Consider the following 15,842-nt stretch of genomic DNA (forward strand, 5'->3'; position numbering starts at 1 on the left):
TTATGCCACAGTCTTTTTTATAAATCGCTTTAAAGCACTAGGCTGGGCGTCTGTGCTTTGTTACAATAGCGATATTAACTGCTAAAGCGGCAAATTGATGTTCGTTATAAGGAGCAGTTTTTCTTGAATTGTTAAAATTACATTGACATTCATGATAAAAACAGGCATATTCCACGGCCTTTAATTTAAGCTTTATTTAAGATTGTTAGGAGCAAACCTTGGCTAACATCAAGTCTGCAAAAAAACGCGCTATCACTAGCGAAAAAAACCGTCAGCACAACGCAAGCCGTCGTTCAATGATGCGTACTTACTTCAAAAAAGTAACCGCTGCTATTGAAGCTGGCGATAAAGAAGCTGCACAGCAAGCTTTCTCTGTTGCTACACCTATCCTAGACCGTTACGCAACTAAGGGTCTAATTCATAAAAACAAAGCAGCTCGTCATAAGAGCCGTTTAGCAGCTAAAATTAAAGCGCTATAATTTGTTTTATGATTAAAAAACCGGCTTAGGCCGGTTTTTTTATATTTAAAATTTAGCATTAATACTTTTTAGTGTTAGTAATCCGCATAATCCCATAAGATTTAGCGGATTATACCAATCCGCATAATTAAGTGAGCTATTTTCAGGTTGAAAAAGCGTGTTGGTATCAAGGTAAAAAATTCGCTGTTTAGTTGTTCTCTGCAATTGTTTCTGCATTACTCTGCATCCATGCAGTCGTAAATGAGAGTTTCTTAACGCAGATAGCGACACGTTTAGCCCCTAAAAACGATTAAATTTAATTGTGGATCGGTATTAAATATCTATGGTTAAACGCTTTCTAAATCTGGGTAAAACTTTTTCAACATCGCAGCTATTTTTTTAGGGGTAAATGGCTTAACCACAAATCCCTTAGCGCCTTTATCTATGGCTTCTTTAACATTTTCAACAGCTGAATGAGCCGACACCATTACCACATTGGTTTCAGGGCTAATATCATTAATTTGTGCGATTAACTCTTTACCATCACCGTCAGGCAGCTCAATATCTAAAAAGATCATATTGTAATTAGCTGCTTGGCATTCGCTAATACATTGTTTAGCCGTTGAAGCCTCTTTAACGTTTTCTATTCCTAAGTGCATGAGCGTTTGGCTCAAAAAACTACGCACTGTGCTAACATCATCTACTATTAAAATCGATAGCTGCGTATCCATGTATGTTCCTCGTAGGCTAAAAGCATTGTATAAGTTATTATATAACTAGATATTTAATCATTTTATTATAGAGACCTACGCTAAAAAGGCCAGATTTGCTTTATGTCAAACAACACAAAAAAACAATCATTGCTTGGTAAAACACCACAAAAAAGAAAAGCACCAGTAAAAAAGCCCCGCAATAGGCCGCAAACAGCACCGCAACCTTCAACTAAGCCAACAACATCTACCCCTGCAGAGCTGCCTGTAAAGTCTAAAAAATGGTTACTTATTACGCTGGCTGTAATTTTTGCGGTAGCCATTATTTTTCCAAAACCAACTTTACTCACCTATAAAAAATTAGGGTTAGTGAGTGAAAGTATTTATTGGCCTGGAGTTTTTGGCCATGGCCGTACATTACTTGACTCAAACTTACACCCGCAGCTAGACGAGAAGCGTAACGCCCTTTATTTATGCGCAGATTTAAAGGCGCCGCAAAGCTGTCAAAAGTATCAACTAATAAAAAATAATGGCTTTTTTGCAGCCCTAACCAGCTACATTTAGCATTAAAAAAACTAATCTGAAAATTTAAAATTACTTGGTTGAAAGGTGTGCAAAAGATCAACATAATGGCGCTCCTTTTTTCAACAACTGAACTATTGAAACGACCATGCTAAACGAGCTAGATTGGCTTTTAAACACTGTATTACTTGCACTAGGTTTAGGTGCATTCTTTATTAACCACATAACAATACTGCGTGTTGCAGCAATTAGTGCATGTGGACTGTTATTTTTGTCTTTTAGCTTGGATTTAATGTCGTCGAGTGTTGTTTCAAATATGAGTTTAGTGTTGATCAATACATTTTACTTGTTCAAAATGTATACGTTTGGACAATTTAATGTAACGCAGAGTTAACATTTCTCCTTAGAATATTTTATAGCCCAGCCTTGCTGGGCTTTTTTATTTAAAAAATTAAAAGGCTTGGGGAACAGATTGAACTAAGATAAAATTTATCTCGTATTAATCCTCATTTAGGTCTTACTATGTCTTTATCTGATTTCGATTTATTTTTATCTTCTATGGAAGATGTAAAACCTATAAACCACGATACTGTAACTCCTCTTGCAAGTAACCCTAGTGCCACCCTTGCCCAGCAAGAAAAACGCAAAGCTGCTGAGCTTAGCCTTACGAATGATGAAAATTACTTACAAACTGAGCATGTAGAACTTTTAGACCCGCATGCATTACTCAGTTTTAAAAAAGACGGCGTACAAAGCGCTGTATTTAAAAACTTACGCTTAGCTAAATACCAAGTTGATGCCACATTAGATTTGCATGGCCAATTACTTAAAAACGCACGCACAACATTATTTAACTTTATTACTGATTGCCACCAGCGAAACATACGCGTTGTACTAGTACGCCATGGCATTGGCATAAAAAATAAAGCTAAGCCAGGTATACTTAAAAGCTACGTTAATAAGTGGCTACAGGCTCTACCTGCGGTATTGGCTTATCATACGGCCCTTAAACATCATGGTGGCAGCGGCGCAACGTATGTGTTGCTTAAAAAAAGTGATGAGAAAAAACATGAAAACAGAGAGATACACGCTAAGCGCTTTTAGTGCAAAACTAATGCCTCACTTTTAACAAATAAAGTGGCACTTACTCTGCCCCTTTGGGGTTTAGGGTTTATTTAGGGATGGATAACTTGTAGCGAGATATTTTAAGCTAGTAGAAGAACGCTAAACGCTACTTTACTAGCTTTATAAGCCGAGTAGTTATAATTAAAGCTAAGCCGTAAGTTACATGCTTAATTTCTAAAATTGACTTCTAATCGGTTTGCGTTGTTTGCTCACTTTGGTTTTTACTTTGCGGTATTTGATCTGCACTCGCTTGGTTAAACCATGCCGATACACCCAATACAATAATAGAAACCACAACTAAGCTTAGTTTTACGCCACCTTGACTCGATTTCATACGTTACTCTTATTATTTTTATTATAGGTTTAGCCCTTACATTAATTAAAATTACAAATGTTAACAAGCTGTTTTTTAAACTGTTTGGCTATCTATTAATAACCTTTTGTTCTATTAACTCGATTGTTTAGCTCAAGCCCGCTATTTAAGCGATTAACATTTTCTGCTATTTGCTCTGTAACACTATTTAAGTCTGATATTGCTGCGCAATGTGGAGTAATAGTCACTTTTGGGTGCTGCCAAAATGGGTGAGAGCCTGGTAATGGCTCTTCGGTGAATACATCAAGGGTTGCCGATCTTAAATTATCTGAATCTAGCGCTGATAATAGATCTGGCTCTATAACATGCTCACCCCTTGCTACATTTATTACGCAAGCATGCTTAGGGAGCTTTGCTAATAATTGTGCGTTGATAATTCCTTTAGTTGCCTCAGTAAGTGGCAATAAACACACTAAAAAATCTATTTTGGGCAGCATTTCATCAAGCCCTTGTAATTCGGTGTATAGCTTGACCTGCTCACTTTTTTTAGGCGTTTTAGACCATGCACTTAGCGTAAAGCCATTAATGCGTAACTTATCTGCGCATGCTTTTCCTAATTCACCAAAACCTAAAATACCCACATGTTTATATTTATAGGCGCGTTTAGGCTTCCAGTTACTTTGTGATTGTTTAACAAAGTATTCTTTTAAGCGCAGCTTTTGAGCTAACACATGAGTTAATACATATTCTGCCATGTCCTCGGCTAGTTGCTCATCAACAATACGCACCACATCTACATGCTCATGCAATAGCGACATATTAATACTGTCTACACCCGCGCCAAATGAAGAAACGGCTTTTAAATTAGGCAATCGTTGCCATAGGTCATTCGGGGCATTCCAAGCCAGTACAAACTCTACAGCACTGGGGTTTTTACACGATGGCCATTGCTCAATAGTTTCATTAAGTAACAATTCAGTTAGCCTTGCTATTAGTTTTGTATTATCGCGCCCTGAAATGGCAACTAAAACCGACATGTAAACTCCTTATAATCTTTAATATTTTTACCTTCATCATTGAGTAAATTTACTGCTGATTATTTACTCTTTAAAAAGTCACACAACTGCAAAGTAAATGTCACACCCTTTTTTTACTCTAAACAGCATGGCGAATAGGCCAAATTGTAAACGAGGTTAATATGATAAGCGTTGATAAAGTAATAGCAGCAAACTTACCACAATTAGAGAACTCCCCTAAAGTAAAAGGTTTAGTTAAAAAAGGGCTTGGCTACTTATTACATGAACAAGAATTTGTCGCCTTTGGCGATGCTTACCCCCATTTACAAGGGCTAGAGTTTGTTGAACAAGTGCTTGATGAGCTTGACTTTGATACCCGCTACAAACCAAAGCAAATTGAAAATATACCCAGCGAAGGTAAGTTAGTTATTGTAGCTAACCATCCCATTGGGTCGCTCGACGCACTCGCGCTGATAAAAGTACTATCCAGCGTTAGGCAAGATTTAAAAGTGGTTGCCAATCGAATGCTAATGTCGGTTACCCCTATGCATTCATTGCTGTTGCCAGTAGATAACTTATCAGGTACCAGTAAAAAACAAGAATTAAGCAATATTCAAAAACACTTAAAAAATGAAGGTGCTTTGTTAATTTTTCCTGCTGGTGAAGTATCTCGATTAAGCCCTACCGGAATTAAAGATTGCAAGTGGAACAGTGGCTTTTTACGCATGGCTAAAAAAGCAAACAGCCCTATTTTACCTATTTATATAAAAGCCAAAAACAGCCCGCTTTTTTATGGTACATCAATGATTTATAAACCGCTTGCGAGCTTATTATTAGTAAAAGAAATGTTTAAGCAGCGTCAAAAGTCATTAGAGTTTGAAATTGGCGCTTCCATTCCACCCGAGTCATATTTAATCGAAAATTTAAAAGATAAAGAAATCGTAAACCTCATTCGTAAACAACTTTATCGCCTTACCACTAAAAAGCCTCTCCCCCTTAAAACTCAAACCCCTATTGCTATTCCTGAGTGTCGAAAAGAGCTAAAAAAAGCCATAGAGAGTTGCCAATTATTAGGTAAAACACACGATGGCATGCATATTCATTTATATCAATACACGGGGAGCTCACCGGTGTTTAGAGAGCTTGGGAGACTCAGAGAAATCGCCTTTAGAGCGGTAGGTGAAGGCAGCGGAAAACGCCGCGACATCGACAAATATGATATGGATTACCAACACTTAGTGCTATGGGATCCCACGCAGTTAGAGTTGGTGGGGGCATATCGCCTAGCTTGCGCAAAGGAAATAATAGATAAACATGGCCGAGAAGGCTTATACACCGATAGTTTATTTAGTTACACACAAGCAATGAAACCCTATTTAGAGCAAGGTATAGAACTTGGCCGCAGCTTTGTGCAACCTAAGTATTGGGGACGTAAAAGCTTAGACTACTTATGGTACGGTATTGGCGCATTTATTAAAAACTACCCGCAATATCGTTACTTATTCGGCGCAGTGAGCGTCTCTAATGCTTTACCAGAACAAGCTAAAGCCATGCTCGTATATTACTATCAACACTATTACAAATCAGAGCAACACCTTGCCACCCCTAATAACGAGTTTAAATTAAGCGAGCAACAACTTACTCAGTGTAAAACTGTTTTTAGCGGCAACGATGTAAAAGAAGACTTTGTAGAATTAAAACATGTACTGGCCAATATGGGGGCACACGTTCCTACGCTATTTAAGCAATATACCGAGCTGTGTAAGCCTGGCGGTGTAAAATTTTTAAGCTTTAGTATCGACCCCGACTTTAACAACTGTATTGATGGGTTAGTGCTGGTAGATTTACAAAACGTAAAAGAAAATAAAGCCAAGCGCTATTTAGGTTAGGGCGTGTTGAACTTTACGGATTGAAATTTGTTCAATCTAGGGGCGATTTAATCGCGGCGCGAGGTTTGTAACCTAGTGGGCTAAGTAAAAACCGAGCAACAAAGAGTTTATCGCCCCTAGGCAGAACCCGAAGGGCAGCGCATGTTTGGCATTTATGCTGCGTTATCGCCTATTTATGGGGAATAACCACACTTCATAGGCTCTGCCTTGCCTAAAAACCAAACATACTGCTGCAAACTCAATCATTAAAGATCAACACGCCCTACTCAAACAAACAGCGAGGTGATTCTCGCTGTTTATTTTTATTAGGCGATTACTATTTATGGCTAAAAATTCGCGCTAATAAGTCTGTGTAAATGGCCTCAATTTTAAGTAAATCATCAACCGGAACATGCTCGTTTACCTGATGAATGGTACTATTTTTAACCCCACACTCAATAACTTGGGTATGCTGGTTTGCAAAGAATCGCCCATCAGAAGTACCGCCACTGGTACTTAACATGGGGTAACTCCCTGTTTGCGCATAAATAGTGTGTTCTAACTGCTGCAATAAACTCCACCCGTTTGTTGGTGGCGTATAATAGGGCTCACACGCTCGCTCCCATTCAACTTCAAGGTGCTGGGCGTATTCACTCAGCGCCGCTGATATACAGTGCTTTATTGCATTGCTTGTATAACCATGGCTATATCGCACATTAAAGGTAATTTCGCATTCACTAGGCACTAAATTATCAACAACATTATTTATATTAATGCCGGTCACTTGCAAGGTGGTTTTAGAGCTTGGCTCATCGTCAGGCCATGTTAAATTACTTAAACAATTTACAATATTACCCGCAATATGCGCAGCATTTATAGTGTTCTGTGGGTAGGCAACATGTCCGGCCTTGCCGTGAACTTTTATACGAGAAGAAATAGCGCCTCGGCGACCATTTTTAATTGTATCGCCTACGTGTGTAGAGCTTGTCGGCTCACCAACAATACAGCCATCAAGCTGTATATTATTTTTTGCTAAACGCGCGGCTATTACCTCTGAGCCAAATTCTGCCTCTCCTTCCTCATCGGAGGTAATAAGCCAGTAAAAACGTCCTTTTTTATTTTTAGTCTCTTTTAATAGTGCCTTAGTAGCACCAAGCATAGCCGCCACGCCGCCTTTCATATCAGCTGCGCCGCGACCATACACGGCATTATTAATAATATTGCCGGCAAAAGGCGGGCTTAGCCAGTTGCCCGACTCTGCGGGCACAACATCAATATGCCCAGAAAACGCAACACAAGGTCCTTCTTGTTCAAAACTAACGTAGGCAATTAAATTGGTAACGCCTTCACAAGTAAACTGCTCACAGTTAAAGCCAAGCGCAGTTAACTCATTGCTAAGCCAATCTATGGCACCGCCTTGGTTAGGCGTTACAGACTCAAACCTAATAAGCGTTTGCGTATTTTTTACCACCGCGCTTAAAGGCTTACTTACACTGTTTTGCGATACTTTTGCAACAGACATAACAACACACTCAATAACCATAAGAGAAATTATTAAAGCGCGAGAATATGACCAAATAATGGCAAAGTTAATACAGTGCGATGACCGTTAAATACATAGCTGTGTCAATTAATTAAAATACTTTTTGCACTGACTTTAATCTAAATCAAGAAAAGGGTTCACATACTTCAAACATTTTTGAAACTTTGATCTAGAACAGGTTTTCAACGCTCGGAGATTGTAATAATAGCGTCAATCAAAAAGTAGTTATTGGAGCACAACATGAAAACCCAAATCAGCATTGCATTACTTACCTCTTTACTTGCTATTACCCCTGCGGCACACGCTAACCTTAGCGTTAATGTTGGCGCTATTAATGTAAATCCAGATAACAGCAGCTCGGCAATTAACGAAGCGCCAACCCTGGGTCTCAAAGGCGACTCTGACACGCAGCTAGGTATTACAATCGATTATGCATTTAACGATAAGTGGGTGGTAGAGCTTATTGCCGCTACGCCGTTTTCGCACGATGTAAATGGCGCGGGTGGGTTAGCTGGCAATAAAATTGCCGACATCAAACAGCTTCCGCCATCATTGGTTGCGCAATACCACTTTTTAGATACAAGTTACGCGCTACGCCCGTTTATTGGTGTAGGGTTAAATTACACCACCTTTTTTGACGAGCAGCCTTCACAAGCGCTAAAAGCAACCCTAGGCACTGATGATGTTGAAGTAAAACTCGATGATTCGTTTGGCTTTATTGCACAAGTAGGCGCTAACTATAAAATCGATCAACATTGGGGGCTACATGCCATGGTGTCAATGATTGATATAGATACCGATGCCACAGTGTATGCAAACGGTGCAAAAGCCCTTACATCAACCGTTGAGCTTGACCCTGTCGTTGCCATGTTTGGTGTAAGGTACAGCTTTTAATTAAGTTTGCAGCGCCTATGTTCTATGTGTTTAAGGCCGAAAGGCCTTATTTTATGAAAATTATTTAGGAAGGTTATTCACCTTTTTTTGCTCAAGCATTTCTTTCCAATGCATAATTTCACTTGGCAAAATAGGCGCTACACCATCAAACTCGGCTACTTCAAGCATTTCTTCAATACTGACAATGCCTTTTTTGTTTTTAAACACACCGCGCACATACGCTATAGCGTGCAGGCCACGCGCAGAATGAAACTTTTGTTCAATGTAAAAATATTTATGATCCCACCCCACCAGCTTGGTACTAATGGTATAACGCTGCATAGGTTTAATATCGCGAATATAAGTTATGGCTGTAGCATTAACAATAGGAAACCAACGGCGCTTCATTACTTGTTTTAATAGACCAATTCGCTCAATCATCCAAGTGCGCGACAAGTCCATCATAGCCAAATAACGCGAGTTTGTTAGATGCAGGTTTATATCGCAGTCTGTTGGTAGCGCTTTGTAATCAATATCAACAGTATCAAGTAACTGTTGGTAGTCGCGGTTGCGCTTAATTTTAAAAAATAATAAAAGAAGTCTAATATATAAGTTCACGAGAAGGTCTTACCAGTATAAAGTTAACTCAGTGTAACATAGCCACTTGTTAAGGCGAATGTTCTGTTTTAATCTCAAATTATAAATATAAAAAAGTCATAGTATGAAATATAAATTAGCGACACTTTTCACAACCAGTTTATTATGCATTAGCACCTGCGCACTGGCCGATTTTACTATTAAAGGCCCAGGTACGGTAACTTACCCAACAGGTATAGAAAAAACCTTTAATTTTGGCTTTGCATGGCAGCAGCAGCTTGGTAAATTTTCGATAGGTAGCAAAAGCTACGATATGTCGCAATTACCTAACTCATACTCGGTGGCAATCACTTTAGCTAAAGACGATAGCCAAGTGTGGGTACAAGAGTTTAATAATGGCTTTATTGAAGCGTTTGATTGGCAAATAGGTAAACATACTGTCAGTTTAAAAAAGCAGCAATTTAAAGACCCCGTAAAAGGCAATTACGTGATTGAGCTGAATGGCCGCAGTTACTTTTTTACTCGTAATAACGCAAGCATAGTGATTAATTTTGATGAAAATGGCATAGAAACTATCGCCATTGATGGGGTTACTAAAAACATGGGCACTAAGAGCTAGTGCCCAGTAAAGCGGCTATTAAACTTTAACAGTTTTGCGATTAATACCGTAATCTCGTAGTTTATTTGCCACTGCAGTGTGGCTAAGCCCTAAACGCTTAGCTAATTGTCTTGAGCTTGGGTAAGCCGGATACAATTTGCGTAGCAAGGTTGCTTCAAAACGTTTTACAGCTTGATCTAACGACCCTTCAAAATCTGACTCTAAGTAGCCTAAATCGTGGGTAAAGGTGGGCAATTGCAAATGCTCTACACGTAGCTCGCTATCATCAAGTAACGACACCGCCCGATAAATTGCATTTTCTAGCTGGCGCACATTACCTGGCCACGGGTACTCTTGTAAAAAGCGTAAGCACTCTTGTGATAAAAGCGGAATTGCATGGCCGTTTTGCTGCGCGTACTTTTGAATAAAGTGCTCGGCTAATGGGCCCACATCAGCTTTACGGTCTCTCAGTGGTGCAATCTCTAATGTGAGTACATTAATTCGATAGTATAGGTCTTCTCTAAATACGCCCTCTTGCACCATTGCGGGTAAATCTTTTTGTGTGGCTGCAATAATACGCACGTTTACTTTTACTTCGTTTTCGTCGCCCACTTTTCTAAATGTGCCGTCTTGTAAAAAGCGCAGCAGCTTTGTTTGTAGCTGTGTAGACATTTCGCCAACTTCATCTAAAAACACAGTACCGCCATCGGCTTGCTCTAGTACTCCGCGTTTAGGTGCGGTGTTTTCTTCATATCCGGCGTAACCAAATAATTCAGATTCAGCCACATCATCAGGCAAAGATGCGCACGAAAGTGCAATAAACGGCTTAACCGAACGATTAGAGGCATAGTGGCACGCACGAGCAAGGAGCTCTTTACCTGTACCAGTTTCTCCGGTTATTAAAATGGGGGCTTCTAGCTGCGACATTTTTCGTGCTTCGCGCACTACACGGCGCATAGCAGTACTAAAGTTGTGAATAGTTGCAAAGCTTTCTTGCCCGTAACGTCTAAAGGCACTGACCTGCTGACCAAGGCGGCTTTGCGATTTTATATTTATAACCGCACCAGCTAACACGTCACCTTCACCACCTTGCGGGACGGCAATCGGTAAAATATCGGCAATAAAGTCTTCACCGGCAACATCTACCCGGGTTGTTTGTCCAAGTACTTCTTTGCCTTCTAACCAACGCGTAAAGTTAAACCCTTTTAGTAGGTTATTAATATTGGCCCCTACCACTTCTTTTTCGCTCAACTGTAGGTCTTTACAGGCAGCGTCGTTACACAAACGTACCCACCCTTTTGCGTCAATCGAGATAACGCCATCGGGAAGTGCACGCAGCAGTGTATTTAATTCGTTATGCTCTCGCTCAGAGGGTAAAAAGGCGGTTGTGCGAACATCATGTACGCCATCAATCAAACGAATAGAAGGCATAATTTTTTGAAATTGCTCAAATTCAATTTCAGGAAAGCTTACATACATACGGCAATTTACCGAATCAACCTCAATCCCTTTTAAGTCAACATCGTAGTTTACTAAAATATTTAGGATCTCTTGGGCAATACCTACACGGTCGGCACAATGAATATCTAGACGCATACATCCTCGAATAAGGAAAAACTATATTAGCCGAATAATACGCTAACTCCGTTATTCAATACAGTAAATTGTAAACAAATTTGGACAAGCCATCGTCTTTATCACTGTAAACTCACGCCTATAAACATCAAACTGTAATAACGTGCAGCTTAAAACTAAAAAACGCAGCGTGTAAGCTGCGTTTTAAAAGGGGTCGTGCATATATGCTATTAATTTTGCGGGTATGGGGTCCAGTCTCCGCCATCTAATTGAATATAAGGGCGCTTATTAACATACATCATTATTGTGTCAGCGTTTTCGGCTACTTTAGGTGCACGAGGCAGCGTATCAACTAAGTCGGCAATATTGCCATTACCTGCAAAAAAGTTTGTGCTAAGCACGCCACTAATTAGCTCCGATAAACCAAAGTAACTTGTTGATTCGCTTACAAGCGTTTGTGAATAGCTTTGTACATTTTTACCAATAAACTTAATCGCCACCGGAACAGATACAATACTTGGGCTTGGTATCTCACGAAGCCCAGCAAACTGCACTTTATCGCCTTTTAATGCTGCGCCGTGTTCAGGTACTATCATCAGCATGACATTACGGCCACGTTTTTCTAGGTTTTTAATAAACCCGTTAATATCGTTAAATAAGTTTTTATGTCTAATTGGGTAACTTTCAAGGCTACTCATGCGGGCTTGATTCGCTAGTTGATTGCCATCATGCAAGCTGGTGGTGTTGTAATACATAGCACATGGCGCGCAGTCTTCACCTTTATCATTTAACCATGAGTTTAGTACTGCCCCGTCTGAATAAATAGGCTTGTTGTCAAACCCGTATTGAGCTACAGGTAAGTTAGTTATATCGTAAGGCTGCTCATCTATTTTACCAAACTTTTTCACCAAACCTTTAAACTCATCAAAGTGGCCGTCGTGGTTCATAACCACATTGCTTTTGTAACCTAAGTTTTCTAAATTTTTAAACAAATGACACTGCTCTGGTGCATTTTCAAATAAGGCAGTTTGGCTTGTTTGACCACAACTTGCTCGTAGAAGGCGAATTGCAGCAGGCCCAGAGTAAGAAGTAGCCGAATTAAAATCAGAAAACACCACATCAAAATCGCTATATAAATCATCAAGGCTTACGCCAATGGCCTCTAGATCAGCCACGGCCATCGAGCAAATATTTAGTACTATGACATCAAATAACTCGCCATTATATTGCTGAGGGAATTGGCTTGCTAGCAAACTTTGCTGCTGATAAAACTCTTTTAATTGCTGATCAGGCGATTTGGCTTCTTGCGTTACCACTTGTGCTTGTGCACGAGGCGCCGCTGTTTGAACATTATTAGCCGCCACTGGCTGTGAAATTAAATTATCCTCGTTGTTTGTGCCCTGCCAAGCTACAAACATAAGCCCAACAATTGTTACAGTGGTAAAGCGTATCCACTGTGAGCAATACCAAAAGCACACAGTAATAACAAACAGTGCTAATAACATATCAACTTTAATAACACGCGCCATGAGCTCTAAAAAGTAGCCAAAGCTAAAGTCTTGCACGTTACCAGCTTGGCGTGTTAAACGGTCTATAGGGGGCAACCACGAATCTTTATAAAGTAAAACAATAGCCATTACCGCGCCTAACCAATGTTTGGCTTTATTTAGTAAAGGGTGCGTGTAAGAAATAGCAAAAAAAGCAGCCAGCGCTGCATTTGCTAATAAGCCAAAGTCGATTGCACCATAATAAAAAAGTGCAAACTTAACTAAAAAATAGAGGTTCCACACCCCTAAGCCTGATAATTTCACTATTTACCCTTCTTTATTCTATTTGGTTTGTAAGGTTCGAGTACTTCATGTTTAAACGTAAGCTGAGCATAGTATTTTTTTATTTTTTTCAGTATCAACGACCCCGACATACATAAAAATACGCCAACTAGCATCGCTAAAATTGCTGTAATCAATAATTGATTGATACTCATACGTTACTCTTTATGGCCATTTTAAACGGCACAGCATCTGCGCGCTCGTTTTTAGTAAACTCCGGTGTTTCTAAATCAGCTGCAACACTTGCATCTATTTTTTGCGAAAATTTATAGCTTTCATTCTCTTTTAATTGGGCAGAGTAATCGGTTATATCTTGGCCCGCATAATAACGCCTAAGCTGTTTACATTCTTGCTGAATATAAAAATGATCGGAAATAATATTTTGCTGCGCAAAAAAATCGTTTGTTTCTAATTTAAACAAGTGCTTTATCGCATTGTTAACATCATTTTCGCGACACGCATGTAAATACAAATACACGGTGTTTTCTACCAAACTGAATACGTCGCCCTCACGCTTTATATGAAATAAATGCAAAGGGTGGATTGGGTCAATCCGAGGCAAAAGCTCTAATTTAACCAACACTCCACTTACCCCTAAATTTACAGCTGAATCGCTGTGAACTTCTACCTGTTTGGTAAATTCTATAAAAGGCAGGTAACCTTTAGAAAAGGTATTTTCGGTAAATTGAAGTACATGTTCAATAGAAGGCGGTAACGGTCTTGAAAATTGAAACCCTTGAATTGACTGCACCTGTGAGAGCAACCTTGAAGGCTCTGAAAAACTATACAAAATTAGATTAACACCTAAGGTCAAAAATAAGCATTCATCTTGATGGCGGATCACCCCATCAACGTTCTGAATCACTAATTTAAGCCAGCGACCACAGTTTTTTCTCAGCTCAAAACATTGCTTGGCAAGCAGGGCTAAATCGGTATAACGCGAAACTGCAAATACCAATGTTGCCGCCTCTAATTTAGGGCCTTTTGAAAAAAGCGTGTTGTTGTCTTTTATTATTTTATATTTTGCAGGAAGCTTGGTCCCTTCAGGAATAGCTCCTTGTACAATCCACACGTCGTCTTCATCTGCAAATACACCCGATGTTGAGGTTTGTTGTTCCGTAATACTATTTTGCTGCACTTTAAAGCAGCCATTTTCAATCATTAATGGATACTGTACAGAGGCAATGATACCTGTACTGTGATGCCAATAATCGTACTCTAGTACGCGCACTGTTGAATCATTTTCAACATATACCAACCCGTCGAGGTCCGAATTTAACCGCCTTAATAAAAAGCGATAGTTAGTCACCTCAGGGCCAGAAACTAAAAATAAGACGGTCGCTCCTGATTGTGTACTAAATTTTTTATAGGTCTGAACACTTTGCATCAGTTGCTTTTGATCCAATGAGGCTAAATCAGTCGTACTAAAGTGAACAATGACTAATGCATTATTTAGCTGTTTATAAGCATTTAGCTCTTTTAGCGTATTGTTAATTATTTGTTGCTTTGGCAAGTCGCGTGTATCTGCCGAAAACCTAAACGGATGCACTTTGTGTTGGTCAAATGCATGATTTAATGCATCGCTAAAAGGGCCTTCAAAAAATGTTTCTATTTGAGAAGAAACAATATAAATATCAGAGGCTGAGGGTTTATTAATTGCATGTAATGCCAGTTCAGTAGCAAAATTGTCTAAAGGGGCTAAAATTGCATATAACGATGCAGGTTTTAGCTCTACAGCAGAGGGCTGCAAGCCTGAAATGTTAAAGTTTTGCACTGAATTTAGCCTATAAAAAATACTTTTTTACTAGTTTTACCCGCTATTCTATATATAATAGACAAATATTGTCCACTTTAAATAAAAATAATAAACTTCACCATAAAGGCAACAATGCGTAATTTAACGACAAAAAGCTCTGAAACCTTAACATCAAATGACATTGAGAACCTTGCACGGCGTTTTGGCGGCAAAAGTGAAGATTACGTTGAAATTGTTAATAAACAAAAAAATAAACAAACAATAGAAAAATACGCATTACTGAACGAAATACACCGTGCAGTAAATGCGTAAGTAGTAATTGAAACGACAGGTAAACAATCCTTTGCAAAGAATTTTTCTAAAAGGCATTAAAGGCGGCACTGGCGCTACTTCTATGGTTGCCAACTTAGCCTGCGTATTAAAAAAATCAGGCTCTGACGTTATTGCTATAGATTTAGATTCTAAAAGCGATTTGGGCCTGCACTTTGGCCTGCCTTGGCAGTACAACCACGGCTGGAGTAACGAGCAGGACTTTGAACAAGCCCTTGAGCACTTTCATCAAGATAGTGATGGCATAGTGTTTTTACCTTTTGGCGATAAAAGTGTTAGTACCGCAGCGTTATTCGATTTTATAAACAATTGCAATAAACTGGATTATAACAATAATGCTTGGCTTCTTTTTGATTGCCCTGCACATATTGATATCACCCACTACCCGCTCGATAAAAACGACATAGTAATTGAAATAGTTAATTGTGATGCTATTTGCCACAGCTTAATTTATAAAAAACTACAAACGTTAAAACACACTGACAACCAGTGGAAACACTTCTTTTTAGTCAATCGTTATAACTCTGCATCAACACTTGAGTTTGACCTGTTTTCTTTATGGCAATCTACCTTGCCGCTTATGGCGCCCTTTTTTATAAATAGTGATGAAGTAATTAAAGAGTCTACAGCCTATAGAAATGTAGCGCTTAATTGTGCGCCTTACAGTGTTGCTAACGATGACTTTGAAACACTTGCCGGCTGGCTTGTAAGTAAATCGGCCCTGTAGTT

At 39.3% G+C, this 15,842-nt stretch carries 17 protein-coding genes; 9 read left to right on the top strand and 8 right to left on the bottom strand.

Features of this window, described 5'->3' with window-relative positions; translation table 11 throughout:
* The first annotated feature begins 218 nt into the window (after nt 1-218).
* The gene (gene rpsT, locus PSH50_RS13785; protein WP_004588355.1) at nt 219-479 is read left to right on the top strand and encodes a 30S ribosomal protein S20; all 261 of its coding nucleotides are present in this window, start codon (nt 219-221) and stop codon (nt 477-479) included.
* Nucleotides 480-805: 326 nt separating this feature from the next.
* Here the strand turns inward: rpsT and PSH50_RS13790 are convergent, their stop codons facing one another.
* Nucleotides 806-1,189 (bottom strand): response regulator, encoded by a 384-nt coding sequence (locus PSH50_RS13790; RefSeq protein ID WP_273609774.1) that lies wholly within the window; start codon nt 1,187-1,189, stop codon nt 806-808.
* A gap of 102 nt (nt 1,190-1,291) precedes the next feature.
* On the opposite strand from PSH50_RS13790, the gene PSH50_RS13795 reads away from it, so the two are divergent.
* The 3 genes from PSH50_RS13795 to smrA all read left to right on the top strand — a co-directional run bounded on the left by PSH50_RS13795 (nt 1,292) and on the right by smrA (nt 2,794).
* The gene (locus tag PSH50_RS13795; protein ID WP_273609775.1) at nt 1,292-1,732 is read left to right on the top strand and encodes a hypothetical protein; all 441 of its coding nucleotides are present in this window, start codon (nt 1,292-1,294) and stop codon (nt 1,730-1,732) included.
* Between the two features lie 106 nt (nt 1,733-1,838).
* On the top strand, nt 1,839-2,084 hold the full coding sequence (locus PSH50_RS13800; RefSeq protein WP_273609776.1) for a hypothetical protein: 246 nt from the start codon (nt 1,839-1,841) through the stop codon (nt 2,082-2,084).
* A gap of 128 nt (nt 2,085-2,212) precedes the next feature.
* Entirely contained in the window at nt 2,213-2,794 is a 582-nt protein-coding gene (gene smrA, locus PSH50_RS13805) for a DNA endonuclease SmrA (RefSeq protein ID WP_273609777.1), read from the top strand.
* Between the two features lie 208 nt (nt 2,795-3,002).
* Here the strand turns inward: smrA and PSH50_RS13810 are convergent, their stop codons facing one another.
* Both PSH50_RS13810 and PSH50_RS13815 read right to left on the bottom strand, forming a co-directional pair.
* Nucleotides 3,003-3,149: a hypothetical protein gene (locus PSH50_RS13810; RefSeq protein WP_273609778.1), complete on the bottom strand. Its 147-nt coding sequence runs from the start codon at nt 3,147-3,149 to the stop codon at nt 3,003-3,005.
* A gap of 95 nt (nt 3,150-3,244) precedes the next feature.
* A complete protein-coding gene (locus PSH50_RS13815; protein ID WP_273609779.1) occupies nt 3,245-4,165 on the bottom strand; it encodes a glyoxylate/hydroxypyruvate reductase A in 921 nt (306 codons plus the stop codon).
* A 161-nt stretch (nt 4,166-4,326) separates the two neighbouring features.
* Between PSH50_RS13815 and PSH50_RS13820 the strand changes: the two genes are divergently transcribed.
* Entirely contained in the window at nt 4,327-6,033 is a 1,707-nt protein-coding gene (locus PSH50_RS13820) for a lysophospholipid acyltransferase family protein (RefSeq protein WP_273609780.1), read from the top strand.
* A gap of 316 nt (nt 6,034-6,349) precedes the next feature.
* Here PSH50_RS13820 and dapE read toward each other — a convergent pair whose 3' ends face one another.
* Complete coding sequence (gene dapE, locus PSH50_RS13825; protein ID WP_273587067.1) at nt 6,350-7,534, bottom strand: succinyl-diaminopimelate desuccinylase; 1,185 nt, start codon at nt 7,532-7,534, stop codon at nt 6,350-6,352.
* 261 nt (nt 7,535-7,795) lie between these two features.
* Between dapE and PSH50_RS13830 the strand changes: the two genes are divergently transcribed.
* Nucleotides 7,796-8,449: an OmpW family protein gene (locus tag PSH50_RS13830; protein ID WP_004588347.1), complete on the top strand. Its 654-nt coding sequence runs from the start codon at nt 7,796-7,798 to the stop codon at nt 8,447-8,449.
* 60 nt (nt 8,450-8,509) lie between these two features.
* Here PSH50_RS13830 and PSH50_RS13835 read toward each other — a convergent pair whose 3' ends face one another.
* Complete coding sequence (locus PSH50_RS13835; protein WP_004588346.1) at nt 8,510-9,046, bottom strand: thioesterase family protein; 537 nt, start codon at nt 9,044-9,046, stop codon at nt 8,510-8,512.
* A 103-nt stretch (nt 9,047-9,149) separates the two neighbouring features.
* Between PSH50_RS13835 and PSH50_RS13840 the strand changes: the two genes are divergently transcribed.
* Nucleotides 9,150-9,644, top strand: a complete 495-nt coding sequence (locus tag PSH50_RS13840; protein WP_054983023.1) for a hypothetical protein — start codon at nt 9,150-9,152, stop codon at nt 9,642-9,644.
* Nucleotides 9,645-9,662: 18 nt separating this feature from the next.
* Here PSH50_RS13840 and tyrR read toward each other — a convergent pair whose 3' ends face one another.
* From tyrR to bcsE, 3 genes are all read right to left on the bottom strand, one after another.
* Nucleotides 9,663-11,219 (bottom strand): transcriptional regulator TyrR, encoded by a 1,557-nt coding sequence (tyrR, locus tag PSH50_RS13845; protein ID WP_004588344.1) that lies wholly within the window; start codon nt 11,217-11,219, stop codon nt 9,663-9,665.
* A 209-nt stretch (nt 11,220-11,428) separates the two neighbouring features.
* On the bottom strand, nt 11,429-13,009 hold the full coding sequence (gene bcsG, locus PSH50_RS13850) for a cellulose biosynthesis protein BcsG (protein ID WP_273587066.1): 1,581 nt from the start codon (nt 13,007-13,009) through the stop codon (nt 11,429-11,431).
* Between the two features lie 169 nt (nt 13,010-13,178).
* Complete coding sequence (gene bcsE, locus PSH50_RS13855) at nt 13,179-14,801, bottom strand: cellulose biosynthesis protein BcsE (RefSeq protein WP_273587065.1); 1,623 nt, start codon at nt 14,799-14,801, stop codon at nt 13,179-13,181.
* 114 nt (nt 14,802-14,915) lie between these two features.
* On the opposite strand from bcsE, the gene bcsR reads away from it, so the two are divergent.
* Entirely contained in the window at nt 14,916-15,095 is a 180-nt protein-coding gene (gene bcsR / locus PSH50_RS13860) for a BcsR/BcsP family cellulose biosynthesis protein (protein ID WP_004588341.1), read from the top strand.
* Nucleotides 15,096-15,126: 31 nt separating this feature from the next.
* Nucleotides 15,127-15,840, top strand: coding sequence for a cellulose biosynthesis protein BcsQ (gene bcsQ / locus PSH50_RS13865; RefSeq protein WP_004588340.1), 714 nt, complete (start codon nt 15,127-15,129; stop codon nt 15,838-15,840).
* Nucleotides 15,841-15,842: the final 2 nt, after the last annotated feature.

It is taken from the genome of Pseudoalteromonas sp. Angola-7 (genome assembly GCF_028599255.1).
GTDB lineage: Bacteria > Pseudomonadota > Gammaproteobacteria > Enterobacterales > Alteromonadaceae > Pseudoalteromonas > Pseudoalteromonas atlantica.

Bases quoted from the DNA above. Each gene is read 5' to 3' on its own strand.
- PSH50_RS13790 (WP_273609774.1), bottom strand. From the start codon at position 1,189: ATGGATACGCAGCTATCGATTTTAATAGTAGATGATGTTAGCACAGTG.
- PSH50_RS13795 (WP_273609775.1), top strand. From the start codon at position 1,292: ATGTCAAACAACACAAAAAAACAATCATTGCTTGGTAAAACACCACAA.
- PSH50_RS13800 (WP_273609776.1), top strand. From the start codon at position 1,839: ATGCTAAACGAGCTAGATTGGCTTTTAAACACTGTATTACTTGCACTA.
- smrA (WP_273609777.1), top strand. From the start codon at position 2,213: ATGTCTTTATCTGATTTCGATTTATTTTTATCTTCTATGGAAGATGTA.
- PSH50_RS13810 (WP_273609778.1), bottom strand. From the start codon at position 3,149: ATGAAATCGAGTCAAGGTGGCGTAAAACTAAGCTTAGTTGTGGTTTCT.
- PSH50_RS13815 (WP_273609779.1), bottom strand. From the start codon at position 4,165: ATGTCGGTTTTAGTTGCCATTTCAGGGCGCGATAATACAAAACTAATA.
- PSH50_RS13820 (WP_273609780.1), top strand. From the start codon at position 4,327: ATGATAAGCGTTGATAAAGTAATAGCAGCAAACTTACCACAATTAGAG.
- dapE (WP_273587067.1), bottom strand. From the start codon at position 7,534: ATGTCTGTTGCAAAAGTATCGCAAAACAGTGTAAGTAAGCCTTTAAGC.
- PSH50_RS13830 (WP_004588347.1), top strand. From the start codon at position 7,796: ATGAAAACCCAAATCAGCATTGCATTACTTACCTCTTTACTTGCTATT.
- PSH50_RS13840 (WP_054983023.1), top strand. From the start codon at position 9,150: ATGAAATATAAATTAGCGACACTTTTCACAACCAGTTTATTATGCATT.
- tyrR (WP_004588344.1), bottom strand. From the start codon at position 11,219: ATGCGTCTAGATATTCATTGTGCCGACCGTGTAGGTATTGCCCAAGAG.
- bcsR (WP_004588341.1), top strand. From the start codon at position 14,916: ATGCGTAATTTAACGACAAAAAGCTCTGAAACCTTAACATCAAATGAC.